Raw genomic sequence first — 23,860 nt, 5'->3', positions numbered from 1 at the left:
GCTACTGCCCTACCCGGCCGTCGAGGCACGCGCGCAGCGGGTCGGCGTGGCGGGCGGACTCCTCGATGCGGTGCACCGGCAGCTCCCGGACCGCGATCCGGCCCCTGCCGATCCGCGCGCCCGGGTCCTGGTGGCCGGCCAACAGGGTGTCTCCGCGGCCTGTTCGCGCTCCAGGCCGCGGAACGCGGCGTCCGTGACCGCCCCGGGGCCACCGGGCCTGTCGCGCACCGGAGCGCGTTCGGCTCAGTCGGTCAGCAGGCGGGCGCGCAGGGCGTCGGTCTGCGCGCGGTCGATGCCGAGGGTGCCGGTGAGGTAGGCCTCGACCGAGCCGTGACGTTCGGCGAGGCCGGCGAGGGTGAGCCGGATGACGGCCTCCGGGGCGCGCCCGTAGCCGGGCCAGCGCAGGGTGCGGCCGGGGTGGGCGGCGTGCCAGTCGGCGACGAGGTGCGCGGTGGCGAGTCCGGTGAGGGCGAAGTCGGCGGCGAGGTCGTCCTCACCGACGCCGAGCAGGGTGTGCAGCAGGGCGCCGATCAGCCCGGTGCGGTCCTTGCCGGAGGCGCAGTGGAAGACCACCGGGGCCTCGGCGGCGGTGATCACGTCCAGCACCTGGCGGATCTCCTTCACCCCGTCCTCGGCGACCTCGGCGAAGCGGTCGGCGAGGTAGCGCCAGGGGTCGAGCTCCGGGTCGATCTCGGCCTGGTCGTACGGGCGGTGCTCGATCGAGAGGTTGTGGTACTCCAGGCCCTCGAAGTCGGGCACCCGGCCCTTGGCGGCGATCTCCCAGGGGTAGCGGAGGTCGATCACCGTCCGTATCCCGAGTGCCCGGAGCCGGTCGAGGTCGGCGGGGGAGCCGATCTTGCCGAGCGAGTCGGAGCGGTAGAGCAGCCCCCACCGGACGGACCGTCCGCCGGCGGCCGGATAGCCGCCCAGGTCGCGGAAGTTGTGCAGGGCATCGAAGGAGTGGTGACGCGTCGTCATGCGCGCACTCTAGCCAGCGGAGTCAAGGGCGGGCGCCCCGTAGCCGTGGGCGAGCAGGCCGAAGGCGCGGGTGGCGTCCCCGGCGGCCTCGTCGTACAGGTCGTCTGCGGTGCGGCCGTCCTGGATGCGGCGCCAGTTGTGCAGGGCCAGGACCCGCTGGGTGGCGGTGACCTGGGCGGCGAGCAGCGCCGCGGTGAGGTCCCGCGGCCCGGGGAGGCCGGGGGTCTCGCGCAGTGCCTCGGCCAGTGACCGCTCGGCGCGGGCCACGTACTCGCCGACCCGGGCGGCCAGGCTCGGGGTGCCGTGGACCAGGCCGGTGAAGGCGAGCACCGCGGGGTGGTCGTTGAGGCCGGTGACCGGGTCGCGCCGGCCGAGGCCGTCCAGGAAGTCCCGCAGCAGCGCGTCGAGCACCTGCTCCCCGGGCAGCCGGGTGCGGACGACCCCGGCGGCCTGTTCCTGGTGGTCGGCGAAGCGGTGGACGACCAGGTCCTCCTTGCTGGGGAAGTAGGAGAACAGCGTCGGCTTGGAGACCTCGGCGGCCGCCGCGACGTCCGCCACCGACACCCGGTCGAAGCCGTGCTCCAGGAACAGCGCGATGGCCGCCTCGGAGATGGCCCGCCGGGTCCGCTCCTTCTTGAGCTCACGCAGTCCGGTCATGGCACCCAGGCTAACAGCGGACCTTGACCGGGGCAGGTTTCTGACCGGGTCGGGTGCGCCGGGTGCGTCCTACACGCTGCGGTCGGCCAGGACCTCGCGGACGACGTGACGGGCGTTGGCGGTCAGGGCCTGGTCGGTGTGGCGGTAGTACGGGATCGTCACCAAAGCGAGGGAGAACGCCCAGGCGCGGCCGCGGGCCCAGGTGGCGTCGTCCGCGCGCAGGGCGGCGCGGAAGGCCGGACGGGCGGTGGCGGGCAGCAGGTTCCAGGCGGCGATCAGGTCGGCGGTCGGGTCGCCGACGCCCATCAGGGCGAAGTCGAGGACGGCGGCGAGCCGGCCGGAGCGGGCGAGCAGCAGGTTGCCGGGGGTGAGGTCGCCGTGCATCCAGACCGGCGGGCCGGCGTACCCGGGCAGCCGGAGGGCCTTGTCCCACAGGGCGGTCGCGGCCGCCGTGTTGATCGCGCCGGAGAGCTGGGCGATGGCCGCGCGGGTGGCGCCGTCCCGGGAGGCGAGCGGGATGCCGCGCTGGCCGGCCGGGGCACCGGCCGGGTCGGCGGCGCGCAGGGCGTTGACGAAGCCGGCGAGGTCGCGGGCCAGGCCCTCGGGCGCGGCCAGCGAGCCGGCCACCGGGTTGGCGCCGTCCAGCCAGTGCAGCACCGACCACTCCCACGGGTAGCCGGCGGCGGGCCGGCCGACCGCGAGCGGGGCCGGGACCGGCCGCGGCAGCCCCGGTGCCAGCCGGGGCAGCCACTGCTGCTCCCGCCGCAGGCCTCCGGCGGCCCACTCCACCAGGGGCAGCCGGACGGCGAGTTCGGGTCCGAGCCGGAACATCGCGTTGTCCGTCCCGTCGGCGGAGACCCGGGTGACCGGGAGGCGCTCCCACCGCGGGAACTGGGCGGAGATCAACCGCCGTACGAGGGCCGCGTCGACCACCGGTCCGTCGGGGTGCATCCGGGGGGCAGCGCACATGCCCGGCAGCGTACAGCTCCGGTCGTTCCCGTTCAGCCGGATTCCCGAACCGGTCGGATTCCGAAGGGCGTTGGCGGCGGGCGCGGCACCCGTGCGGACGGTCGGCCGAAGGTGATCCGCACCCCGATGGTGCCGCCCCTGCCGAAGCGCAGCACGTTGGCGGTCACGGTCGACGGCGGTGCGACGGGGCGGTGAGGGCGCGGTGCGGGGGCGGCACGCCACGCCCGGCCGCACCCGGGGCGGCCGGGCGCCGTCCCCGGCACCTGCCAGAATGCAGGGCGTACGGCGAAAGCACTGAAGGAGAAGGTGACCGGCTTCGTGACCACGCCAGTCGAACAGGCGGCCAGGCAGGCCCAGCAGGCGATCGAGCGCAAGATCGCCGAGGAACTGGGCGTCCGCGAGGGGCAGGTGAAGGCTGCCGTCGACCTGCTCGACGGCGGTGCGACCGTCCCCTTCGTGGCCCGCTACCGCAAGGAGGTCACCGGCTCCCTCGACGACACCCAGCTGCGCGGCCTGGAGGAACGGCTGCGCTACCTGCGCGAGCTGGAGGAGCGCAGGGCGGCCGTCCTGGAGTCGATCGACTCCCAGGGCAAGCTGGACGACGCGCTGCGCGCCCGGGTGCTCGCGGCCGACTCCAAGGCCCGCCTGGAGGACATCTACCTCCCGTTCAAGCCGAAGCGGCGCACCAAGGCGCAGATCGCCCGCGAGGCCGGGCTGGAGCCGCTGGCCGACACGCTGCTCGCCGACCCGTCCCAGGACCCGGCCGCGCTGGCCGCGCAGTACCTGAACGAGTCGGTCGCGGACGGTCCCGCCGCCCTGGAGGGCGCCAGGGCGATCCTGGTCGAGCGCTTCGGGGAGGACGCCGACCTGGTCGGCTCGCTGCGCGAGCGGATGTGGACCCGCGGCCGGCTGGTCGCCAGGGTGCGCGACGGCAAGGAGGGCGACGGCGCCAAGTTCGCCGACTACTTCGACTTCGCCGAGCCGTACACCAGGCTCCCCTCGCACCGCATCCTGGCGATGCTGCGCGGCGAGAAGGAGGAGGTGCTCGACCTCGAACTCTCCCCGTACGAGGGCGAGTCCGAGGGCGACCTGCCCGGCGAGAGCGACTACGAGCAGCGGATCGCCGCCCGCTTCGGCATCGCCGACCACGGCCGCCCGGCCGACAAGTGGCTGGGCGACACGGTCCGCTGGGCCTGGCGCACCCGCGTCCTGGTCCGGCTCGGCATCGACCTGCGCTCCCGGCTGCGCGTCGAGGCCGAGGAGGAGGCGGTGCGGGTCTTCGCCGCCAACCTGCGCGACCTGCTGCTGGCCGCCCCGGCCGGCACCCGCGCCACCATGGGCCTGGACCCGGGCTTCCGCACCGGGGTGAAGGTCGCGGTGGTGGACGCCACCGGCAAGGTCGTCGCGTACGACACGATCTACCCGCACCAGCCCGCCAACAAGTGGGACGCGGCGCTGGCCACCCTGGCCGCGCTGGCGAAGAAGCACGACGTCGACCTGGTCGCGATCGGCAACGGCACCGCCTCCAGGGAGACCGACAAGCTCGCCGAGGACCTGATCGCGCGCCACCCCGAGCTGAAGCTCACCAAGGCGATGGTCAGCGAGGCCGGCGCCTCGGTCTACTCGGCCTCCGCGTTCGCCTCGCAGGAACTGCCGGACCTGGACGTCTCGATCCGCGGCGCGGTCTCGATCGCCCGCCGGCTCCAGGACCCGCTGGCCGAGCTGGTCAAGATCGACCCCAAGTCGATCGGCGTCGGCCAGTACCAGCACGACCTGAGCGAGGTGAAGCTCTCCCGCTCGCTGGACGCCGTGGTCGAGGACTGCGTCAACGCCGTCGGCGTGGACGTCAACACCGCCTCGGCGCCGCTGCTCACCCGGGTCTCCGGGGTCACCGGCACGCTGGCCGACAACATCGTGGCGCACCGCGACGCCAACGGCCCGTTCCGCACCCGCAGGCAGCTCAAGGACGTCTCCAGGCTCGGCCCCAAGGCCTTCGAGCAGTGCGCCGGCTTCCTGCGCATCCCCGGCGGCGACGACCCGCTGGACGCCTCCAGCGTGCACCCCGAGGCCTACCCGGTGGTGCGCCGCATCCTCGCCGCGACCGGCGGGGAGCTGCGCGAGCTGATCGGCAACGGCGGGCGGCTGCGCGCGCTGCGCCCGGCGGACTTCGCCGACGACACCTTCGGCGTCCCGACCGTCACCGACATCCTCGGCGAGCTGGACAAGCCGGGCCGCGACCCGCGTCCGGCCTTCCGCACCGCGACCTTCAAGGAGGGCGTCGACAAGATCGGCGACCTGGAGGTCGGCATGGTGCTGGAGGGCGTGGTCACCAACGTCGCCGCCTTCGGCGCGTTCGTGGACGTGGGCGTCCACCAGGACGGGCTGGTGCACGTCTCGGCGCTGTCGAAGAACTTCGTCAAGGACCCGCGCGAGGTGGTCAAGCCCGGCGACATCGTCAAGGTCCGGGTGCTCACGGTGGACGTGCCGCGCAAGCGGATCGGGCTCACCCTGCGGCTGGACGACGAGGTCGGGCGCGAGCGCGGCGGCGACCGCGGGGATCGCGGGGACCGTGGCGACCGGCAGGCCCGCCCGCCGCGCCAGGAGCGGCGCGGCGGTCAGGGCGGTCAGGGCGGTCAGGGCGGCGGCCAGGGCGGCCAGGGCGGCCGCGGCGGGCAGGACCGGCGCGGTGGCGACCGGGGTGGCTCCGGCAGCGGTGTGCCGGCCAACAGCGCCATGGCGGACGCGCTGCGCCGGGCGGGCCTGACCGGTGGCGGCAACGGCGGCTCGGGCGACCGGCGCTCCGGGCGGCGCTGAGCCCGTACGTGACGGCGGCCGGGGCCGGTGGGTGCGTTCCGCGCCCACCGGCCCCGGCCGCGTCGTGCCCCGGTGCCGTCCGTCCCGGCCGGCCCGTCCCGTCCGCCTCCGTCAGGAGCCGTCAGGACAGGAGCTTCTCCTTGGCCCTCAGGTACTCCTCGTCGGAGATGGCGCCCCGCTCCTTCAGGTCCGCCAGTTTCGCCAGGTCGTCGACGTGGCTCCGGCCGGCGCCGCCGGTGCCGGCGACGCCGCCCCCACCGCCGTCCTCGGCCCCGGCGGCGTCCCGGATGTAGGCCTTGAACGCGGCCTCGGAGCGCTGGGCCTGTGCGACGTCCCGTTTGCCCATCGACTGCCCGCGGGCGATCAGGTAGGCGAGGACGCCGATCAGCGGCAGGACGATCACCAGGACCAGCCAGCCGGCCTTGCCCCAGCCGCCGAGGTCGTCGCTGCGGAAGATGTCGGTGATGATCTTGAACAGCAGGAAGAACCAGAGGATCCAGAGGAACAGCTCCAGCATCGTCCAGAAGATGTGGAGCGCCGGGTAGTCCACGGCCAGAAGTTTGGTGTCCATGGCCGAGTCATATCACCGCAAAACAGACACAGCTCGATGCTGTTGGGCTGTTCCAGTGATCTTCCGCCCGGGTGGGAATACCGGCGAAGGAGGGTGGCCTCAGGCCTGCCCGGCCCGCCGGCGCAGCTCCACCGCCAGCGCGACCAGCTCGCCCCACCAGGCCTCGTGCCCGGTCAGCAGCAGCCGCTGGGCCTCGGCGGGCGGCATCGCGCGGACCTCGACGACCTGCTCGCCGTCCGCCGGGTTGGTCGGCGCGGAGTCCAGCGCGACCTCTCCCCAGCCCCACAGCCAGGCCTTCTCCGGGTGCGGCTGCCACGGGCGGTACGGCAGCGGGTCCTCGGTGCGACAGCGGTGCGCGCCCAGCCAGCCCGGCTCGCCGAGCAGCCGGGCGCCTGCCTCCTCCCGCAGCTCGCGGTCCAGGCAGGAGGCGACGCTCTCGTCCCGTTCGCGGGTGCCGCCGGGGAGGAACCAGTGGTCCCGGTCGTCCCGGCAGAGCACCACCTCGCCGTCCGCGAAGCCGACCAGGTGGATGTTGGTGACCAGCGCGTCCGGCGGCAGCTCGGTGGAGAACTGCGCGTCGAACCGTCCCCAGCTCCAGTACTGCGGCGCGTGCAACGACGGGAACAGGGCGGCGAGTTCGACGGATCTGGCAGAGGCGTCGGTGCGGTCCGTGGTGTCGGTCATCAGGTGATCGTAGTGCCGGCCGGGAAACGGCGGGGGGCGGTCGGATGGACGAGGGCGATGTCGTCGGTGGAGATGGCGCGCGGGCGGCGCGGGCGCGCTCCCTCGGCCGGCGTGCCGACCCAACTGCCCAGCGAGATCTCGGCGGTGATGCCTGGTCCGAAGCCCGCGATCAGCCCGGTGGTGCCCTCGGGCACGCCACCGTCGGCGAACAGCCTGGCCAGCGCGTCGAACACCACGGCGCTGGCGATGTTGCCGCGCTCGGTGAGCGTCGCCCGGCTGTAGCGGAAGGTGGCCGGCTCCAGGCGCAGGAAGCGGCACAGGTCGTCCAGGATGCGCGGGCCGCCCGCGTGCACGATGTAGAAGCCGAGCCCGGAGACGTCCCAGCCGTGCTCCCCGGCCAGGCCGCGCAGCGCCGGCGCCAGCATCTCCATCGTGCCGGGCACCCGCTTGTCCAGCTGGAAGTGGAACCCGGTGTCCTTGACCCCGTACGAGATCCAGTCCTCGGTGTGCGGGACGAGGTGCGAGCCGTTGCGCTCGATCTGCACGCCGTGCCCGCCGTGTCCGCGCACCACCACGGCGGCGACCGCGTCCCCGAACAGGCCGTTGGAGAGCAGCGAGCCGACGCCGAGGTCGGCCGGCTGGTAGCAGAGCGAGCAGAACTCGCAGGCGACGATCAGCACGTTGGCGCCGGGGTAGGCGCGGCAGAAGTCGTGCGCGCGGTTGACGGCGGCGCCGCCGGCCGCGCAGCCGAGCTGGGCGATCGGCACCTGGCGGGTGTCCGGGCGAAAGCCCATGGTGTTGATCAGCCAGGCGGTCATCGACGGCATCATGAAGCCGGTGCAGGAGACGTAGACCAGCAGGTCGATGTCCCTGGCCGTCAACTCGCCGTACGCGAGGGCGCGTTCGACGACCTCGGGGACGCGCCGCTTGGCCTCCCGCTCGTACGTCTCGTTGCGGACGGTGAAGCCCGGGTGGGTGAGCGTCCGCTCGATCGGCTGGACCAGGTGCCGGGTGCGCACCCCGGTGTTCTCGATCAGCCGCAGGGCCAGGCCGAGCTGGGGGTGGCCGGCGTGCAGGGTGCGGGCCAGGTCGAGGGTCTCCTCGACGGTGATGACGTGCTCGGGCACGGCGATCGCCGGGCGGCAGAGAGTTGCCATGGGTGGGTCTTCCCTGGGGGCCTGGTGGCAGGCCGGTGGATGCGTGGAACGGTACGGGCGCCGCGCGGCGGCGGGCCGGGGAGCCCGGCGGCAGGGGGCCGGCTACCAGGCCACCGGCAGGGTGCGCGGGAAGCGCCAGATCGAGCCGGACTCCCAGTCGAGTCCGGACGGATCGACGGCGAGCCGCAGGCCGGGGAAGCGGCGCAGCAGGGTGCCGATGGCGACCTGGAGCTCCATCCGTGCCAGGTGCGAGCCGAGGCAGTGGTGCTGGCCGTACCCGAAGGCCATGTGGGTGGGCGCGCCGCGGTCGAGGTCCAGCTCGTCGGGGCGCTCGTAGAAGGCCGGGTCCCGGTTGGCGGTGAGGTAGGAGACGTGCACGGCCTCGCCGGCCCGGATCAGCACCCCGCCCAGTTCGACGTCCTCGGTGGCGACCCGGGCGATGCCGACGCCCTGGCGGAACGGGATGAAGCGCAGCAGCTCCTCCAGCGCCCGGGGCAGCATCCCGGGCCGGGCGCGCAGCTCGGCGAGCTGCTCGGGGTGGGTGAGCAGGGTGTGGGTGATGTTGCCGAGCTGGTAGGTGCTGGTGTCGTGGCCGGTGACCAGCAGGACCATCGCCATCACGGTCAGCTCGCCCGGGTCCAGCAGTTCGTCGCCGTCGCGGGCGGTGGCGAGGGCGCTGATCAGGTCCTCGCCGGGGTGGGCCCGGCGGGCGGCGGTCAGCTCGGCGAAGTAGGCACGCAGCGCCGTCTTGGCGGCCTCCTGGCCGTCCCGGCTGCCGGGGCCCATCCGCATCATCGCCACCGCGTGGCCGCGCAGTTCGGTGCGGTCGGCGGCGGGGATGTCCAGCAGGTCGCAGATGGTGGTGAGCGGGAGGCGGGCGGCCAGGAAGTGCATCAGGTCGGCGGGGGCGCCGTGCTCGGTCATCTCGTCGAAGTAGCCGTCGACGGTCCGCTGGGTGGTCGGGCGCAGCCGCTCGACCTGACGGTTGGTGAAGCCCTGGGCGACCAGCCGGCGGAGCCGGTTGTGGGCGGGCGGGTCCATCAGGTTGATCGCCTCGGCCTGGGCGATCGGGGCGGGCGTCATCCGCGGCAGGTCGCGGCCGATGCCGGCGGCGCGGCTGAACCGGCGGTCGGTGGTGACCACCTTGACGTCCTCGTAGCGGGTGGCCAGCCAGGCCTCGCCCTCGCCGTGCGGCAGCCGGATCCTGGCGACCGGGTCCTCGGTGAGCAGCCGCTTCAGGAGGGGGTCGAACTCCAGGCCTTCGGTGTGGTGGAAGGGGCAGTCCCACACGGGGGCGGTGGTGGTCACGGGCCGGTCCAAGTGTTCTCGTCATGCCGGGTGGTGGCGCCCGAGGTGTCGGTAGCTGTTCGGGCGTGGACATGCAGATAGTGCCCCATGACATAGCAAAAAGGGGAATTTGGTGAAGATTTAACTCCAAGGAGTGAGATTCGGATGATAGTCACGCGAATTGAGGTGACAGGGGCGGATGTTGACGGTCAGCCGCCACCCGGGGCGACCAGCCCGGTCTCGTAGGCGAGCACCACCGCCTGCGCCCGGTCGCGCAGGTGGAGCTTGGCGAAGATCCGGGCCACGTGGGTCTTCACGGTCGACTCGCTGAGCGTCAGTTCGCGCGCCAGCTCGGTGTTGGACAGCCCCCGACCGAGCAGCGCGAGCACCTCCGCCTCGCGCGGGGTGAGCGGCGCGAGGTCACGGTGCAGCGGCGGGCCCTCGCTGCCGGGCGCCGGGCGCGGGGCGCCCGCCGCGAAGCGCTCGACCAGGCGCCGGGTGATCGAGGGGGCGAGCAGCGCGTCCCCGGTGTCCACCAGCCGTACGGCGGCGGCGAGATGGGCCGAGGTGACGTCCTTGAGCAGGAAGCCGCTGGCCCCGGCGGACAGCGCGGCGTAGACGTAGTGGTCCAGGTCGAAGGTGGTCAGCATGATCACCCGGCATCCTGGTACCTGCGCCAGGATGCGCCGGGCGGCCTCCAGGCCGTCCGTGCCGGGCATCCGGATGTCCAGCAGCGCGACGTCCGGGCGGTGCAGCACGGCGGCGGCCACCGCCTCGGCGCCGTCCGCGGCCTCGGCGACCACGTCGATGCCGCGCGCGTTGAGGATCATCCGGAAGCCGGTGCGGACCAGCTCCTGGTCGTCGGCGATCACCACCCGGGGGCGGCGCTCCCGCTGCTGCTCGTGCTCCATGGTTCCCTCCGTCACGGCCGGTCCAGCGGGATGCGGGCGCGGACCCGGAAGCCGCCGCCGAGCCGGCGCCTGGCGTCCAGGTCCCCGCCGTACACCGCGACGCGCTCGCGCAGGCCGATCAGCCCGCGTCCGGCGCCGTCCGGCGGCCTCGCCGCGGGGGCGGCCCCGCCGGAGAGCACGCTCGGACCGCTGTTGAGCACCTCCACCCGCAGGTAGTGGTCCGCATAGCGCACCGTCACCTCCGCCGTCACCCCGTCCCCGTGCTTGAGCGCGTTGGTCAGCGCCTCCTGGACGATCCGGTACGCCGTCACGTCGATGCCGCCGGGCAGCGGCCGCGGCTCGCCGGAGATCCGCACCTCCACCGGCAGCCCGGCGAAGGCGAACCGGTCGATCAGCGGGCTCAGCCGGCCCAGGCTCGGCTGCGGCGCGAAGTCGTCCGCCGGCGCCTCCTCGCTGCCGTCCGCCGCCGGCGCCAGCAGGCCCAGCAGGTGCCGCAGCTCGGTCATGGTGCCCCGCCCGGCCTCCTCGACCGCGGCCATCGCGGCCGCCGCCTCCTCCGGCATGGTGGCCAGCACCTCGCGCGCGGCCCCGGCCTGCACCACCATCAGGCTCACGTTGTGGCTCACGATGTCGTGCAACTCGGCCGCGATCCGGGCCCGTTCGGCGTCCACGGCGGTCCTGGCCGCGCTCTCCCGCTCCCGCTCCAGCAGCCAGCCGCGCTCGCCGACGGCCGTCCGGTGCAGCCGCCGCGCCCTGGCGAGTGCCACGGCCAGCCAGCCGGCCGCCGTGCTCGCCGCAGCGGCCGTCGCGACGGCCGCCCACTCCCACCCCGTTCCCCACACAGCACCATCCTCCCAGGTCACGGCATGATCCACATCATCCGGGGGTGCCGCCCCCGTACATCCCCGGTACTACGGCCGTCCGCGGTTACACCCGGGGTGGGACGTACCGGCCGGGCCCCGCGCCTACGGTCGTCCACCATGAGCAACGACCACGACGGGACCACCCGGCCGGACGACGCGCAGGTCGTCGTCGAGCTGTCCGGGGTCCACAAGGAGTTCGGCGACGCCAAGGCGCTCGACGGCGTCGACCTGCGGATCCGCGCGGGTGAGGCGGTCGCCGTGATGGGCCCCTCGGGCTGCGGCAAGTCCACCCTGCTGAACATGGTGGCCGGGCTGGACCGGCCCACCGCCGGCACCGTCCGGGTGCAGGGCCAGGACCTCGGGCCGCTGAACGAGAACGGGCTGGCCCTGTTCCGCCGCCGCCACATCGGGATGGTCTTCCAGTTCTTCAACCTGATCGACGACCTCCCGGCCCTCGACAACGTCGCCCTGGCCGCCCAGCTGACCGGCACCAGCGCCCGCCAGGCCCGCCGCCGGGCACTGGAGCTGCTGGACGAACTCGGCGTCGCCCACCGCAAGGACGTCTACCCGGCCACCCTCAGCGGCGGCGAGCGCCAGCGGGTCGCGGTGGCCAGGGCCCTGATGAACCGCCCGGCCCTGCTGCTCGCCGACGAGCCCACCGGCGCGCTGGACAGCCGCTCCGGCGAGCAGGTGATGGACCTGCTGATCGACCTCAACCAGATCGGCCAGACCCTGCTGATCGTCACCCACGACCCCGCCCTGGCCACCCGCTGCGCCAGCCGGCTGGTCGAGATGGCGGACGGCCGCGTGGCGAACGAGCGGATGCTGGAGCCGCAGTCATGACCGGAGCCGTGTGGCGGGCCTCGCGGGCGGCGGTGAAGCGCCGCCGGGTGCAGACCGCAGTGATCGGCCTGGTCGTCTTCTGCGCCACCACGACGGTGCTGCTCGCCCTCGCGGTGATCAGCGCCGCCCGGGCCCCCTTCGACGAGGCCTTCGACGGGCAGCACGGCGCGCACGTCGTGGCGTCCTTCGACCCGGCCAGGGCCTCGGCGGAGCAGCTGGCCGCCACCGCCCGCCGGCCCGGCGTCGAGGCGGCCGCCGGGCCGTTCGACCAGGCGACGGTGGAGATCCCCACCGACTGGGTCGGCAGCCCGCCAGGACCGCTGACCCTGGTCGGCCGGGCCGACCGGGCCGGGCCGGTGGACCGGGTCGAGCTGCTGTCCGGCCGCTGGGTCGCCGCACCCGGCGAGGTGGTCCTCAACTCGCTGTTCGGAGGCGCGGCGGAGACGTTCCTGAACTCCCGGATCCCCATCGGCGGCGGCCGCCACCTCACCATCGTCGGCTTCGCCACCAGCATGAGCCAGAGCGCCGGCGGCTGGGTCACCCCCGAGCAGGCCGCCGCCCTGCACCCCACCGGCCGGCAGATGCTCTACCGCTTCACCGACGCCGCGAGCGAGCAGCGGCTCACCTCCGCCATGGACACCGCCACCGAGGGCCTGCCGGAGGAAGCGGTCACCAGCGCCCAGTCGTACCTGGTGCTCAAGGACGCCTTCTCGGCGGGGGCCGACGCCTACCTGCCGCTGATGACGGTCTTCGGCGTGCTCGGCCTGGTCGTCTCGGCGCTGATCGTCGGCAACGTGGTGAGCGGCGCGGTCGTCTCCGGCTACCGGCACATCGGCGTGCTGAAGTCGATCGGCTTCACCCCGCGCCAGGTGGTCACCGTCTACCTGACCATGGTCTCGGTGCCCGCGGTCGCCGGCACCGTCCTCGGTACGGCGGCCGGCTGGGTGGCGTCGTACCCGATCCTCAAGTCGGCGTTCTCCGGCATCGTCACCGGTACCGCCGTGATCGAGCCCGCCGGCTGGCTGCCGCTCGCCACCCTGGCCGGCGTCCCGCTGCTGGTGGTCCTCGCCGCGCTGCTCCCGGCCTCGCGCGCCCACCGGCTCTCCGCCGCCCAGTCCATCTCGGCCGGCAGCGCCCCGCGCAACGGCCGCGGCCTGAGGATTCAGCGTTGGCTGAGCGGCACCCGGCTGCCGCGAGCCGTCAGCCTCGGCCTCGGCCAGCCCTTCGCCCGCCCCGCCCGTACCGCGCTGACCATGGCGGCGATCGTGCTCGGCGTCGTCACCGTGACGATGACGGCAGGCCTGAGCAGCACCCTGACCAGACTGGTGGACCACACCGACGGCCACACCCACGTCAACGTCCAGACCGCCCACTTCTCGGGCGACAGGACCGAGCCCAGGCTCACCCCGGCCCAGACCGAGGCCATGCTGCGCGCCGCCCCCGGGGCCGAGCGGGTCAGCACCCGCGGGCTGGTCCAGGTCGGGCTGGCCGGCCACCCCCAGCCCGCGTTCGCCGACTTCTACGGCGGCGACAGCGTCGGCGCCAAGTGGCTCTCGGTGGTGAACGGCCGCCCGGCCACCGGCCCGAACGAGATCGAGGCAGGCCCGTCCTTCCTCCGGCAGCACGGGCTCAAGCTCGGCGACAAGCTCACCCTGCTCCTGGACGGGCGGCAGCTGGCCGTCACCCTCGTCGGCGAGGAGGCCGAGGGAAACCCCAGGGCGTTCGCCTCCAACGACGCCACCAGGGCCGCGCTCACCGACGACCCGCACGTGGTCGAGTACGACGTGACGCTCGCCAGGGGCGCCGACGCCGAGGCGTACCGCAAGGCGGTCACGGACGCCGACCCGAGCCTCTCGGCCTCGGTCTTCGACCCCGACCTGGGCGGGCCGATCGCCGCGGTCATCGCCTTCACCACGATCTTCACGGTGCTGCTGTCGGTGGTCGCCGCGCTGGGCGTCTTCAACACCCTGCTGCTCACCATCCGCGAACGCCGCCGGGACCTCGGCATGCTGAAGTCGATCGGGATGACGCCCCGGCAGGTGGTGGCGATGACGGTCACCTCGGTGGCCTGGCAGGGCGTGGTCAGCGGGATCATCGGCATCCCGGTCGGGGTGGTGGCCCACCGGCTGATCGTCGAGAACGTCGGGACGATCGTGTTCACGGAGGAGACGATCGACGTCTGGAGCGTCCCGCTGCTGAGCGGCCTCGCCGTGGCCGGCGTCGCGATCGCCGTCCTCGGCGCGCTCGTCCCGGCCCGCTCGGCGGCCCGGCTGCCGATCGCCGAGGTGCTGCACAACGAGTGAGCGGGCGTCGGCGGTCGCGGCCGGCCGGCCGGAGCACCCGGCCGGCCGTCCGCCGCGTCCGGGCCTGTCGCGCCCGGGTCCGCCGCGCCCGTGCACTGTGCTGACGCGTGCTCAGGTCCCGGTGTGAGGGCGCCTATCATCGCGCCATGGCCACCGCTGAGCTGATCCGCATCGTCTCCCGCTCCTCACCCATGGCGCTCGCCCAGGTCGAGCGGGTCCGCACCGAACTCGCCGCCCTGCACCCGGGCCTGCGCACCGAGGTGGTACCGGTCACCACCTCGGGCGACCGCTGGACGGGTGATCTCGCCCTGCTCGGCGGCAAGGGCGCGTTCACCAAGGAAGTCGACGCCGCGCTGCTCGCCGGGGAGGCCGACGTCGCCGTCCACTGCCTCAAGGACGTGCCCGCCGACCGCCCGCTGCCGGCCGGCACCGTGTTCGCCGCCTACCTGCGCCGCGACGACATCCGCGACGCCCTCGTCCACCCCGGCGGCCTGCCGCTCGCCGCCCTCCCGCCCGGCACCCGGATCGGCACCTCATCCGTCCGCAGGGTCGCCCAACTCGCCGCCTCCCACCCGCACCTGGAGTGCGTCCCGATCCGCGGCAACGCCAACAGCCGGCTCGCCAAGCTGGCGGCCGGGGACGCCGACGCGCTGCTGCTCGCCCTCTCCGGCCTGGAACGGATCGGCGAGCAGGCGCGGATCACCGAGGTGCTCGGCATCGAGGCGATGTGCCCGCCGATCGGCGCCGGCATCCTCGTGCTCCAGTGCCGCGAGGGCGACACCGCGACCATCGAGGCGGTCACCGGCCTCGGCCATCACGAGACCTGGCGCGAGGCGGCGGCCGAGCGGATGTTCCTGCACGCGCTCCAGGGGCACTGCAACAGCCCGATCGCCGGCTACGCCAGGGCGGAGCGGGACGGCCGCCTCTCGCTGCGCGGCCGGGTCTTCACCCCGGACGGCAAGCAGGTGCTGGACGCCCACGAGTGGGCGGGCGCGCTCAGCCCGGAGGACCTCGGGACCTCGGTGGCGCTGGCGCTCAAGCGGCAGGGGGCGCAGGAGCTGATCTCCTCGATCCCTCACTGATCCGGCACTGTTGCCGCACTGATCCCGCGTCGGCGGGCCGCACGGCGACCGGGCGGTGACCGTCCGGCGGTTTTCCCCGCCCCGGTGAGAACCGGGCGGGTGTTCGGGGCGTCCGTTTGAGGCGTGATCAGTTCGGTGCTCGGCGGGATGCCGATGTTCTGGCCCGGGCTGCTGCTCTCGCTGGTGCCCGCGGCTCTGTGGAACCGGCCGGTGGGGCGGTTGCTGCGGGCCCACTGGGTGGTGGGCTTCGTGCTGCTGCTCGGGCTCGGCGGGGTGGTCGTGGGGACGCTGCTGCCGGAGGCGTTCCAGCTCTCGGAGGGCGGCGTCCGGCACTGCGCGACGGAGGGCGGCCGGCCGCGGTCACCGTACGAGCTGCTGCACGTCCGGCACATCGGGATCAAGCTGGCGACGTATGCCCCGGTCGGCTTCGCGGCCGCGCTGGCGGGCACCCGGCGGCGGGCCGCGGTGGCGCTGCTGGGCGCGGCGGTGCTGCCGTTCGCGGTGTCGGCGGTGCAGTACGCGGTGCCGGCGATCGGGCGGGCCTGCGACGTGCAGGACGTCTGGGACGGGGTGCAGGGGGTCGCCCTGGGGGCGGTGCTGGGGCTGGGCGCCGGGCCGCTGGTACGGGCGGTGCGGGCGCGTTCGCGCACCGTCTGACCGGCGGCTGTCCGGCTGGCCGGGTTGTCGGTCGGGTTACCGGTCGAGGAGCGGGAAGAGCCGGGCGACGGCGGCGACCGGACGGGCCCCGGCGGGCCGGGCGGCCGGGTCGGTGTCGCGGTCCCGGTAGCGGGCCAGCACCTGCCGGACGGCCGCGCCGACGGCGGTCAGCTCCTCGGGCGTCAGGTAGACGACGGCGCTGAAGGCCTCGTCCTGCTGCCACTCGGCCGGGGCATCGGCCCGCCGGGCGAGCCAGCGCTGGTGGCTCTCGTCCTCCAGACCACGGGCCAGCTCGCCGAACTCGCCTTCCGGCAAGGCCTGTCGGGCCGTCGGCAGCCGCCAGGGCCGGGCCCGCCCGTCGGCGGCCGGGGCCTCCTCGATCAGCCCGTACCGGGCCAGCTGCCGCAGGTGGAACGAGCACAGGCCCGAGCTGTAGCCCAGTCGCGAGGCCGCCTCCGTGGAAGTGAGTGTGCCGCGTTCGGCCAACAGCTCCAGCAGCGCGGTGCGGACGGCGTGCTCGGGGAGCGGGCCGTTGGGCAGGGACCCGGTTCTGACGAGGTCTTCGGTCACTTTGCAAAGTCTGCTACTTTGCAAAGTCGACAGCAAGCCCAGTCCCTCGAAGGAGCGCCCGTGTCCGAGCTGCGCGAACCCCCGACCGTCCTGCGGATCACCGAGGTGGGGGAGGAGATCCTGCGCCGCACCTGCCGGACGGCCACCGAGGAGGACTTCGGCAGCGAGCGCCTGGCGCAGCTCATCGACGACATGTTCGCCACCATGCACGTCGCCGACGGCTGCGGCCTCGCCGCCAACCAGGTGGACGTCGACCTGCGCCTGTTCGTCTACGACTGCCCCGACGACGACGGCGTCCGGCACACCGGGCACATCCTCAACCCGGTGGTCGAGGAGCAGGAGCCGGGCCGCGCCCTGATCGAGGAGACCGAGGGCTGCCTCTCCGTCCCCGGCGCCAACACCCGGCTCGCTCGCCCGGCCCACGCGGTGGTGCGCGGCGTCAACCAGCACGGTGAGGCCATCACGATCGAGGGCGCCGGCTACTTCGCCCGCTGCCTCCAGCACGAGACCGACCACCTCAACGGCGGGCTCTACATCGACCGCCTCTCCGCCCGCGACCGCAAGCGGATGATGAAGCAGACCGCCGACCGGCGGGAGAAGATCTTCGCCGAGCGCGCCGCCAGGGCCGCGAAGGCGGCCGGGTGACCGAGCCCGCCCACCTCGCCGCCGTCCGCGCGTCGTACGACACCGTCGCCGCCGACTACCTGCGCCTCGTCGTCCCGCCGGAGGGCATGGACCCGGCGTCCCGGGCGATGCTCGCCGCCTTCGCGGAGCTGGTGCGGGAGTCCGGCGGCGGCGAGGTCGCGGACCTCGGCTGCGGGCCGGGGCGGGTGACGGCGTACCTGTCCGGCCTGGGGCTGTCGGCCTTCGGGGTCGACGTGTCCGGCGAGATGGTCGCCCTCGCCCGCCGGGCATATCCCCGACTGCGCTACGTACAGGGCTCGATGGCCGCCCTCGGCCTTCCGGACGGCGCGCTCGGCGGAATCCTCGCCTGGTACTCCGTCCACCACACGCCGGCCGGCCAACTGCCGGAACTCTTCGCCGAGTTCCACCGAGTCCTCGCGCCCGGCGGCCACCTGCTGCTCGGCGGGCACGCGGGCGAGGCCCAACTGCTGCGCCCTGCCCGGGCGTACGGCCACCCGGTGTCGTACGCCTCGCACCTGGTCCCGATGGCGCGCCTCGTCGAGCTGCTGGAGGGGGCCGGCTTCACCGTCACGACCCGGCTCGAACAGCCGCACCCGCAGCGAGCCGACCGCTCCTACGTCTGCCTGCTGGCCACGCCTGCCGCCGGCCGCCCCGTCACCGGCTGAGTCACCTCCCGCGGCATTTCGACGTGCTCGGCGCTGCCGCCGAGACCGTTCCGGTCAAGGGCGGCGCCGACAACCTCACCCTCACCGTCACCGGGGACTCCTCCTACCGGCGCCGCTTCGTGGGCCACATCGAGAACGGCGAGGAGAGCGTCAGCGGCCGACGCGCGCCGGCCCCGGACCCGTACCGAGTGGATCTGTAGGGTCAGGCGGCCTCGGTGGTGGCGGCGAAGGTGACGAACGCCTGCCAGGCGGTGGGGGAGAAGGTGAGCTGGGGGCCGGACTTGTCCTTGGAGTCACGCACGTGGACGGTGCCGGGGGTGTCGGCGACCTCGACGCAGGCACCGCCCTCGTTGCCGCTGTAGCTGCTCTTGAACCATGCCAACTCGGCGTTCATCGTTCTCCCAGGATCTTCTCGATCAAGGCCAGGGACTCCTCGGGGCTGTAGGCCTGCGCCCTGAGGATGTTGTAGCGCGCGTTCATGATCTGGACCTCATCCGGATCAGTGATCAGCCTACTGCTCGTCTGCACCTCGATGTAGCCATGCTGAGGCCGCCCTTTGGGGGTGATCAGAATGAACGGCCCACCCATTCCGGCGTGCTCGGTTCTGTCCAGCGGCAGCACCTGGATGACCATTCCACGGGTCCGACCGATCTCCAGGAGGTGGCGGAGCTGTTCCGCATGCACGTCCCAACCGCCGAGCGGTCTGCGCAGCACGCTCTCGTCGATCACCCAGCTGAACATCCCCCGAGGCCAGCGGGTCAGTACCTCCTGGCGTGCCATTCGGGCCGCCACCCTCATCTCGATCACCTCCTCGGACAGGGCCGGTTGCCTCATCGCGTAGACCGCTCGCGCGTGCGCCTCGGTCTGAAGCAGCCCCGGGATATCGAGCGTGGCGAAGTCGTGCGTCTCGATCGACACGTCCTCCAGGCTCACGTAGCCCCGGAACCAGGCCGGGTGTCGCAACCGCGCTTTGGCCCGCGCCTTCATCACGTCATCCGCCGCGATGGCCATCAGGCCGCCGGCGTTGACGGCCCTGTCCACCGCGACCAGGAACTCGGGCTGCGGAGTCGGCAGTCCGCGCTCCACCGCGCTGACCAACTGTTCGCCGTAGCCGATCCGCTCGCCAAGCTGCTTCTGTGTCAGTCCGGCCTGCTCCCGTAGAAGCTTGATCTGCTTCCCGATCGCATGGAAGAAGTCCGAGACTTCCGTCAGATCTTCCGGCAACTCCGTCCGCATCACGTCGCCCGACCCGCTGTTGCGCGCCGCACCCATCGCGACCACCCCGTCTGTGATTGAGCCACGAAACAAAAGGCTGTCCGCACCCGCACAGGCACTCTCCGTGCTTGTCGAGTTCCTGGCCAGCGTACGTCCACGCCGCCACGCCTGATTCCCATGACGACCGAAATCCCCTCGGCAACCCCCAGTCCCACAGCGCCCTCCTCAACGCCACCCCCAAGGGTGCGGCCATCTGCCGACGCCTGGCGAGGCGTCAACTCACCGACTGGGGGCTGGACTCCACCCACACCGAGCACTTCCACTGCGCCCTGCTGGTCATCGCAGAGCTGGCTGCCAACGCGATCACGCACGGACGCGTTTCGGGGCGCGGGTTCGAAATTCACCTCTCCCTCACCATCACCGTGCGCCGGGGCACCACCCTCCGCATCGAGATCAGCGACCCCAGGGGCGACAGACTCCCCGTCCTCCCCCTCGTCCACACCCCCAACGCCCAGACCGGACGCGGCCTCACCCTCGTCGACGCCCTCTGTCACCGCTGGGGCACCATCCCCCGCCAGCCCAACGCCAAGACCGTATGGGCCGAGATCGACCTCCCAGACCCGGCCCCCACCACCGATCCGGCCACCACCCCCGACACCCCCTGAACCCCGCCATACCCCCACGCCCCGATCAGCCGCCAGGAGTGGGAAGCCGGCCCCACCGACTTCCCACTCCTCCTGCCTTGGGCGGTTACTCCCTGAAATCGCCGCCCAGTTGGTCATCGGCACCTTGGTTTCGGAGGCAGTCGAGATGCCGCGCGGATCGTTCGATGTTTGACTTGAAGTGGAACGCGACGACGGTCTGCGTGCCGCAGCGCGAGGGGAATTCGCGAGAGGAGTTCACCGATGGCCCGCTCACTTCGCATCCTTTACCGAGGCCAGCAGGGGACGATCCGAAAGAACTGGAACTGGGACGGTGTGATCGACCTCGACTCCGCGGTGATCGTCACCGCGGCTGAATTCACCCCCCAGTTCGGCGGACTCGGCGGTGGCCCCAAAACCCTCGGGCGTCCGCTGCTCGGTGCCGCGAACGTCTACGTGACGAACATCGGCCCGCACGGGGTGGCGGGAGTGGAGGCCGGTGGCGTGGAGTTCCTGCTCCACGTCGACTGGGATTCGCCGCTCGACGTCGCGGTGACCATCTCCGTCCTGGAGGACATCGAGGTGTTCGAGCAGCCGTAGGACGACGAGCGGGCCCGGAGACCCTCCGGAGCGACCGCGTCACCGTTGTCCCCCACTGGCGGGGCCCGGGAGACCGTCGAACGCGGCCTGCGGGCCGTCCGCGCGGGGGAGCCGGTCCGGCCCTGACACCCACCGGCCGGGGCCGGGGGCATCCCAGATTCGGGGGATGTTTCCTGGTCATCGGGTGCTGCCAGGATCTGGCCCAGGAGTTGACCGTTCCGGCCGGGCTCCTGCGCCCCGCACGTCCTCCGTGCGGGGCCGCGCCGGAGCGCCCGGCCGCCTCGAAGGAGAGATCCCCACCCATGAAGATCCGCCGACTGGCCGCCACTGCGGCCGCCGCGGCCGTGCTGGCCCCCGTGTTCGTCCTCGCCGCCGGCACCCAGGCGAGCGCCCTTCCCGTACCACCGTCGAGGACGGCACAGTGCACCGCGAACTGGGACGTCAACTACGTGGTTGGCGGCCCGGCGTTCGCCCGCACGCAGTGGAAGGCCTGCATGGGCGGCTGACCGCCGCCGCGGCCCCCGGCGCCGACCGGGGGCCGCACACCGGAACGGTTGGCCGCCACTGACGGACCGTCTCCTCCCTTGTGATGAGGGGTGGTTGGCTCGCTCGGGGGAGCCGGTGGGGCCGCTCGGTGGACGCGGGGCGGGAGCGGCACCCGGGACCGTGGACGCATGCTGATGAACATCCCGGTGGGCGACACCGAACGCCCCGTTCCCCGATGGGCCCTGCGCCTCGCCAAGGCCCTCCCGTTCGTCGTGCTGCCGCACTGTCTGTGGCGGCTGCCGTTCGCGTTCGACCTCCGGATGGGAACCGTCGACCCGGACGCCGGGGCGTACGTCTGGTGGGCCACGCCGTACGTGATCGGCCTGAGCGTGCTCACCGAGGCGCTGACGGTCCTGACCCTGGGGCTGGTCAGCGGCTGGGGCGAGGTGTTCCCGCGCTGGGTGCCCGTGCTGGGCGGGCGCCGGGTGCCGCCGCTCGCGGCGGTCGTCCCTGCGGTGCTCGGGGGCCTCGTCCTGGTGGCCCTCTTCGACGGCATGCCCCTCGGCTGGCTGGGCGTGTTCGCGGAAGTCGGCTACAGCAACGGCTGGTGGATGCTGCTGGGGCGGGTCTGCACCGCGACGGCGATGTTCTGGGGTCCGGTCACCATCGCCCTCGCCTGGTCCTACCACCGCCGCCGGCGCCCGGGCGTCGCGTGAGTCCGGAACGCTCAGTGGGTGGCGTAGTACTCGGCGAGGGTGAAGAACGCCTCCTTCGGGTCCCAGGGGAGTCCGGGGTGGGTGCTGCCCAGGCGGTCCTCGTAGGTCTTGACGATGCCGTAGCTCGCGAGGTCGAGGTCGTCGCGGGGGTCGGCGCCGGGGCGGTGGACGTGGTCGTAGAGGGCGAAGGTGAAGACGAACGCGGCGTCGACGCCGCCGGCGTCGAAGGCCTCCAGCAACTCCCTTACGTACCCGGCCTGTCCGGCCTCGTCCCGCTCGTGGACGCCGTCCAGGCGGGCCGGGCGGCCGTCGTGGTACTCGACGATGTCCAGGCCGTGCGCGCCGCGATCCCCGGCGCCGCGGAAGGTGGCGGAGCCGAACTCGGTGACGGCGACCGGCTTGCCCTGGGCCGTCAGGTCGCGGACGCCGTCGGCGAAGCGGTCGGCGGTCGCGGCGGAGCGGTACAGGTCCAGCGAGACCAGGTCGAAGGGCTCCCAGTCCACGCGCTCCAGCGGAACGGCGGCGTACGTGACGCGGCCGCCGAAGCGTGCGCGGACGGTGGCCACCGCCTTGTCGAGGAAGGCGTTGACCAGGCCGCTGACGGCGCCGAGGTGCTCGCGCAGCCGCTCGGGCCGGGTGAGCAGCCCGACGCGTTCGGCCGTGGTGGAGCCGGGCAGGAAGCCCGGGTTCATCAGGCTGAGTTCGGCGCCGGTGACGAACACCACCTCGGCGCCGCGCCGCCGCAGCCGCTCCGCGCGGTCGGCGCAGTCGGCGAAGAGCTCCAGCATCGCGTCGGCGGTGAGCTCCAGCGGGTAGGGCGAGAACCAGACCTCCAGGCCGAGGCCGGCGGCGTGCCCGGCGGCGAGTTCGATCCGCTCCGGGTCGCCGCCCATGATGCGGACCGCGGTGCAGTGCAGGTCGTCCCTGATGATCCGCAGTTCGCGTTCGACGGCTTCCGAGTCGAACCAGGTCCGGGAGTACGCACCGTCCCTGACGAATCCGGTGTCGTAGCTGATTCCCTTGGCACGCATGTTCTTCTGCCTTTCCGGCGAGAGGACATTTACGGTACGGCGAGTACCGTAGTTGCCGACGCTCCGGTCTGGCAAGAAGGATGGGGCGGGTACGGGCGGTATCGGCTGGCGGAGCGGGCGGAGCGAGGGCATGGCCGGGCAGACGCGGCGGCGCGGGGCGGCGCTGGAGGAGGCGATCCTGCGGGCCGCGGTCGAGGAGATCGCCGGGGCCGGGTACGCCGGGCTGACCATGGACAAGGTCGCCGCCCGCGCGGGCACCAACAAGAACGCCATCTACCGCCGCTGGCCCAACCGGCTGGCGCTCGGCATCGCCGCGTACAAGCAGCTGGCGAAGGCCGCCCCGCTCCCGGACACCGGTGAACTGCGCGGCGACGCGCTGGAACTGCTGCGCCAGGCGAACCGGCACTGGAGCTCCCCGCTGGGCGCCGTGCTGCGCGAGCTGCTGGCCGCGGCCGGCGGCGCGACGGAGTTCCTGGCGCAGTTGCAGGACCAGTCCGGCGACGCCGCGGCCGCGCCCTGGCTCACCGTCCTGGGGCGTGCGGTCGCCCGCGGCGAGGTCGCCCCCGAGGCGCTGCACCCCCGGGTGGCGACGGTGGCGGTGGTGCTGCTGCGCAACGAGTTCGTGGTGCGCGGGGTGCCGACCGCGCCGGACGACGTCCTGGTCGAGATCGTGGACGAGGTGTACCTGCCCCTGCTACGCGGCCGGCGGTGAAGCTCCGCATCAGCTCGGCGAGGTGCGGGTCACGGGCGGCCTCGCGGGCGACGGTGCGCAGTGCGGAGGCGGTGGTGTCGCGCTGGGCGGTCTCGAAGGTGGTGCCGACGAAGGCGCGCAGGTCGGCGGCGCGGCCGGCGCCGGCCCGTTCGCCGGGCTCGACCTCGCCGAGCTCGCGACCGGCTTCGACGCCAAGTTCTGGCCGCAGGTGCGCGTGCTCCAGGCGGCGCTGCCGTACCTGCGCGCGGACGGCTCGGTCACACGGCCGCTGAACCGTGCGTTGTCACAGGCCGCCCGTACGGTACGGCCATGGACGTTCCCGATCTGATCCCGGTCTGCCACGAGCCGGGCTACCGCACCGACACCATCGGCCACTGGCAGGGCGGCCAGTTCTTCGCGTCGATCGTCCGCCTCGGCAGCCGCTACCGCGCGATCCTGCACCGCTTCGACGCCGCCGGCCGCCACCTCGACGCGCGGGTGCGCTCCACCGAGGACCTCGCGGAGGCCGAGCGGCTGCTGGCGGAGTGGCTCGACGCGCTGCCCGGTCGGGAGTACGGGAACATCGCGATCGAGCCGTTCTCCGTGCACGTCGACGGTGAGCTGTACGGCCTGGTCCGCGAGGACTACGAGCCGGACGAGGTGGACGAGGAGGACGGCGAGGGGGCGAGCGTCCACTTCGAGCTCTACCCGGACTGCCTGGGCTTCAACGCCCCCTGGGACGGCTGCTACGACACCTGAGCGGTGACGGCGGCCGGGTCATGACGACGGCTGAGCCGCGAGGGCGGCCGGGTCATGACGGCCCG

General features: G+C 73.4%; 28 protein-coding genes and 1 pseudogene. 15 read left to right on the top strand and 14 right to left on the bottom strand.

What is annotated here, in order from left to right:
- Window position 1: 1 nt before the first annotated feature.
- The 4 genes and pseudogenes from ACZ7C5_RS31990 to ACZ7C5_RS31975 all read right to left on the bottom strand — a co-directional run.
- Window positions 2-201: pseudogene (locus ACZ7C5_RS31990) on the bottom strand (hypothetical protein); the annotation flags it as partial.
- Window positions 202-243: 42 nt separating this feature from the next.
- The gene (locus ACZ7C5_RS31985; RefSeq protein WP_470324025.1) at window positions 244-978 is read right to left on the bottom strand and encodes a tyrosine-protein phosphatase; all 735 of its coding nucleotides are present in this window, start codon (window positions 976-978) and stop codon (window positions 244-246) included.
- Between the two features lie 9 nt (window positions 979-987).
- On the bottom strand, window positions 988-1,635 hold the full coding sequence (locus ACZ7C5_RS31980) for a TetR/AcrR family transcriptional regulator (protein ID WP_401079503.1): 648 nt from the start codon (window positions 1,633-1,635) through the stop codon (window positions 988-990).
- 69 nt (window positions 1,636-1,704) lie between these two features.
- Window positions 1,705-2,604 (bottom strand): aminoglycoside phosphotransferase family protein, encoded by a 900-nt coding sequence (locus ACZ7C5_RS31975; RefSeq protein ID WP_401079505.1) that lies wholly within the window; start codon window positions 2,602-2,604, stop codon window positions 1,705-1,707.
- Between the two features lie 318 nt (window positions 2,605-2,922).
- On the opposite strand from ACZ7C5_RS31975, the gene ACZ7C5_RS31970 reads away from it, so the two are divergent.
- A complete protein-coding gene (locus ACZ7C5_RS31970; RefSeq protein WP_470324024.1) occupies window positions 2,923-5,418 on the top strand; it encodes a Tex family protein in 2,496 nt (831 codons plus the stop codon).
- 121 nt (window positions 5,419-5,539) lie between these two features.
- Here the strand turns inward: ACZ7C5_RS31970 and ACZ7C5_RS31965 are convergent, their stop codons facing one another.
- The 6 genes from ACZ7C5_RS31965 to ACZ7C5_RS31940 all read right to left on the bottom strand — a co-directional run bounded on the left by ACZ7C5_RS31965 (window position 5,540) and on the right by ACZ7C5_RS31940 (window position 10,870).
- Window positions 5,540-5,989 (bottom strand): SHOCT domain-containing protein, encoded by a 450-nt coding sequence (locus tag ACZ7C5_RS31965; RefSeq protein ID WP_401079509.1) that lies wholly within the window; start codon window positions 5,987-5,989, stop codon window positions 5,540-5,542.
- Between the two features lie 99 nt (window positions 5,990-6,088).
- Complete coding sequence (locus ACZ7C5_RS31960) at window positions 6,089-6,673, bottom strand: NUDIX hydrolase (protein ID WP_401079511.1); 585 nt, start codon at window positions 6,671-6,673, stop codon at window positions 6,089-6,091.
- Entirely contained in the window at window positions 6,673-7,830 is a 1,158-nt protein-coding gene (locus ACZ7C5_RS31955) for a type III polyketide synthase (protein WP_401079513.1), read from the bottom strand. The genes ACZ7C5_RS31960 and ACZ7C5_RS31955 overlap by 1 nt, the downstream gene beginning before the upstream one ends.
- A gap of 102 nt (window positions 7,831-7,932) precedes the next feature.
- The gene (locus ACZ7C5_RS31950) at window positions 7,933-9,138 is read right to left on the bottom strand and encodes a cytochrome P450 (RefSeq protein WP_401079515.1); all 1,206 of its coding nucleotides are present in this window, start codon (window positions 9,136-9,138) and stop codon (window positions 7,933-7,935) included.
- Between the two features lie 188 nt (window positions 9,139-9,326).
- Window positions 9,327-10,028, bottom strand: coding sequence for a response regulator (locus ACZ7C5_RS31945; protein ID WP_401079517.1), 702 nt, complete (start codon window positions 10,026-10,028; stop codon window positions 9,327-9,329).
- Window positions 10,029-10,039: 11 nt separating this feature from the next.
- A complete protein-coding gene (locus ACZ7C5_RS31940; protein ID WP_470324023.1) occupies window positions 10,040-10,870 on the bottom strand; it encodes a sensor histidine kinase in 831 nt (276 codons plus the stop codon).
- A gap of 138 nt (window positions 10,871-11,008) precedes the next feature.
- Between ACZ7C5_RS31940 and ACZ7C5_RS31935 the strand changes: the two genes are divergently transcribed.
- From ACZ7C5_RS31935 to ACZ7C5_RS31920, 4 genes are all read left to right on the top strand, one after another.
- Window positions 11,009-11,734, top strand: a complete 726-nt coding sequence (locus ACZ7C5_RS31935; RefSeq protein ID WP_401079522.1) for an ABC transporter ATP-binding protein — start codon at window positions 11,009-11,011, stop codon at window positions 11,732-11,734.
- Entirely contained in the window at window positions 11,731-14,037 is a 2,307-nt protein-coding gene (locus tag ACZ7C5_RS31930; RefSeq protein WP_470324022.1) for an ABC transporter permease, read from the top strand. Before ACZ7C5_RS31935 ends, ACZ7C5_RS31930 begins: the two co-directional genes overlap by 4 nt.
- A 146-nt stretch (window positions 14,038-14,183) precedes the next feature.
- Window positions 14,184-15,119, top strand: coding sequence for a hydroxymethylbilane synthase (hemC, locus tag ACZ7C5_RS31925; protein WP_401079526.1), 936 nt, complete (start codon window positions 14,184-14,186; stop codon window positions 15,117-15,119).
- A 123-nt stretch (window positions 15,120-15,242) separates the two neighbouring features.
- Window positions 15,243-15,776 carry a hypothetical protein gene (locus ACZ7C5_RS31920; RefSeq protein WP_401079528.1) on the top strand — a complete coding sequence of 178 codons (534 nt, stop codon included), beginning with the start codon at window positions 15,243-15,245 and terminating at the stop codon, window positions 15,774-15,776.
- A 36-nt stretch (window positions 15,777-15,812) separates the two neighbouring features.
- Here the strand turns inward: ACZ7C5_RS31920 and ACZ7C5_RS31915 are convergent, their stop codons facing one another.
- Window positions 15,813-16,346, bottom strand: coding sequence for a winged helix-turn-helix domain-containing protein (locus tag ACZ7C5_RS31915; RefSeq protein WP_401079530.1), 534 nt, complete (start codon window positions 16,344-16,346; stop codon window positions 15,813-15,815).
- Between the two features lie 60 nt (window positions 16,347-16,406).
- Here ACZ7C5_RS31915 and def point away from each other — a divergent pair, with 60 nt between their 5' ends.
- The 3 genes from def to ACZ7C5_RS31900 are packed head-to-tail and all read left to right on the top strand — an operon-like array spanning window position 16,407 to window position 17,856.
- Window positions 16,407-16,991, top strand: coding sequence for a peptide deformylase (gene def, locus ACZ7C5_RS31910; protein ID WP_401079532.1), 585 nt, complete (start codon window positions 16,407-16,409; stop codon window positions 16,989-16,991).
- A complete protein-coding gene (locus ACZ7C5_RS31905) occupies window positions 16,988-17,656 on the top strand; it encodes a class I SAM-dependent methyltransferase (protein ID WP_470324021.1) in 669 nt (222 codons plus the stop codon). Before def ends, ACZ7C5_RS31905 begins: the two co-directional genes overlap by 4 nt.
- A 23-nt stretch (window positions 17,657-17,679) precedes the next feature.
- On the top strand, window positions 17,680-17,856 hold the full coding sequence (locus ACZ7C5_RS31900; protein ID WP_470324020.1) for a hypothetical protein: 177 nt from the start codon (window positions 17,680-17,682) through the stop codon (window positions 17,854-17,856).
- Window positions 17,857-17,858: 2 nt separating this feature from the next.
- Here ACZ7C5_RS31900 and ACZ7C5_RS31895 read toward each other — a convergent pair whose 3' ends face one another.
- The gene (locus ACZ7C5_RS31895) at window positions 17,859-18,050 is read right to left on the bottom strand and encodes a DUF397 domain-containing protein (RefSeq protein ID WP_401079539.1); all 192 of its coding nucleotides are present in this window, start codon (window positions 18,048-18,050) and stop codon (window positions 17,859-17,861) included.
- Window positions 18,047-18,928, bottom strand: a complete 882-nt coding sequence (locus ACZ7C5_RS31890) for a helix-turn-helix domain-containing protein (RefSeq protein ID WP_470324036.1) — start codon at window positions 18,926-18,928, stop codon at window positions 18,047-18,049. The genes ACZ7C5_RS31895 and ACZ7C5_RS31890 overlap by 4 nt, the downstream gene beginning before the upstream one ends.
- A gap of 71 nt (window positions 18,929-18,999) precedes the next feature.
- Between ACZ7C5_RS31890 and ACZ7C5_RS31885 the strand changes: the two genes are divergently transcribed.
- The 4 genes from ACZ7C5_RS31885 (at window position 19,000) to ACZ7C5_RS31870 (ending at window position 21,314) form a co-directional block, all read left to right on the top strand.
- Window positions 19,000-19,536 (top strand): ATP-binding protein, encoded by a 537-nt coding sequence (locus tag ACZ7C5_RS31885; RefSeq protein WP_470324019.1) that lies wholly within the window; start codon window positions 19,000-19,002, stop codon window positions 19,534-19,536.
- A 240-nt stretch (window positions 19,537-19,776) separates the two neighbouring features.
- The gene (locus ACZ7C5_RS31880) at window positions 19,777-20,112 is read left to right on the top strand and encodes a hypothetical protein (protein WP_401079543.1); all 336 of its coding nucleotides are present in this window, start codon (window positions 19,777-19,779) and stop codon (window positions 20,110-20,112) included.
- Between the two features lie 302 nt (window positions 20,113-20,414).
- Entirely contained in the window at window positions 20,415-20,618 is a 204-nt protein-coding gene (locus ACZ7C5_RS31875) for a hypothetical protein (protein ID WP_188297806.1), read from the top strand.
- Between the two features lie 168 nt (window positions 20,619-20,786).
- Entirely contained in the window at window positions 20,787-21,314 is a 528-nt protein-coding gene (locus tag ACZ7C5_RS31870; protein ID WP_470324018.1) for a hypothetical protein, read from the top strand.
- 11 nt (window positions 21,315-21,325) lie between these two features.
- Here the strand turns inward: ACZ7C5_RS31870 and ACZ7C5_RS31865 are convergent, their stop codons facing one another.
- On the bottom strand, window positions 21,326-22,345 hold the full coding sequence (locus ACZ7C5_RS31865; RefSeq protein WP_470324017.1) for a hypothetical protein: 1,020 nt from the start codon (window positions 22,343-22,345) through the stop codon (window positions 21,326-21,328).
- Window positions 22,346-22,475: 130 nt separating this feature from the next.
- On the opposite strand from ACZ7C5_RS31865, the gene ACZ7C5_RS31860 reads away from it, so the two are divergent.
- From ACZ7C5_RS31860 to ACZ7C5_RS31850, 3 genes are read left to right on the top strand one after another with little or no spacing between them, the layout of a single operon-like run.
- Entirely contained in the window at window positions 22,476-23,057 is a 582-nt protein-coding gene (locus ACZ7C5_RS31860) for a TetR/AcrR family transcriptional regulator (protein WP_470324016.1), read from the top strand.
- 22 nt (window positions 23,058-23,079) lie between these two features.
- On the top strand, window positions 23,080-23,385 hold the full coding sequence (locus ACZ7C5_RS31855) for a hypothetical protein (RefSeq protein WP_470324015.1): 306 nt from the start codon (window positions 23,080-23,082) through the stop codon (window positions 23,383-23,385).
- Window positions 23,367-23,795, top strand: a complete 429-nt coding sequence (locus ACZ7C5_RS31850; protein ID WP_470324014.1) for a hypothetical protein — start codon at window positions 23,367-23,369, stop codon at window positions 23,793-23,795. The genes ACZ7C5_RS31855 and ACZ7C5_RS31850 overlap by 19 nt, the downstream gene beginning before the upstream one ends.
- Window positions 23,796-23,860: the final 65 nt, after the last annotated feature.

It is taken from the genome of Kitasatospora sp. NPDC036993, from assembly GCF_055607525.1.
The sequence above is the reverse complement of the archived record's forward strand: the minus strand, read 5'-3'. Positions and strand labels throughout refer to the sequence as shown.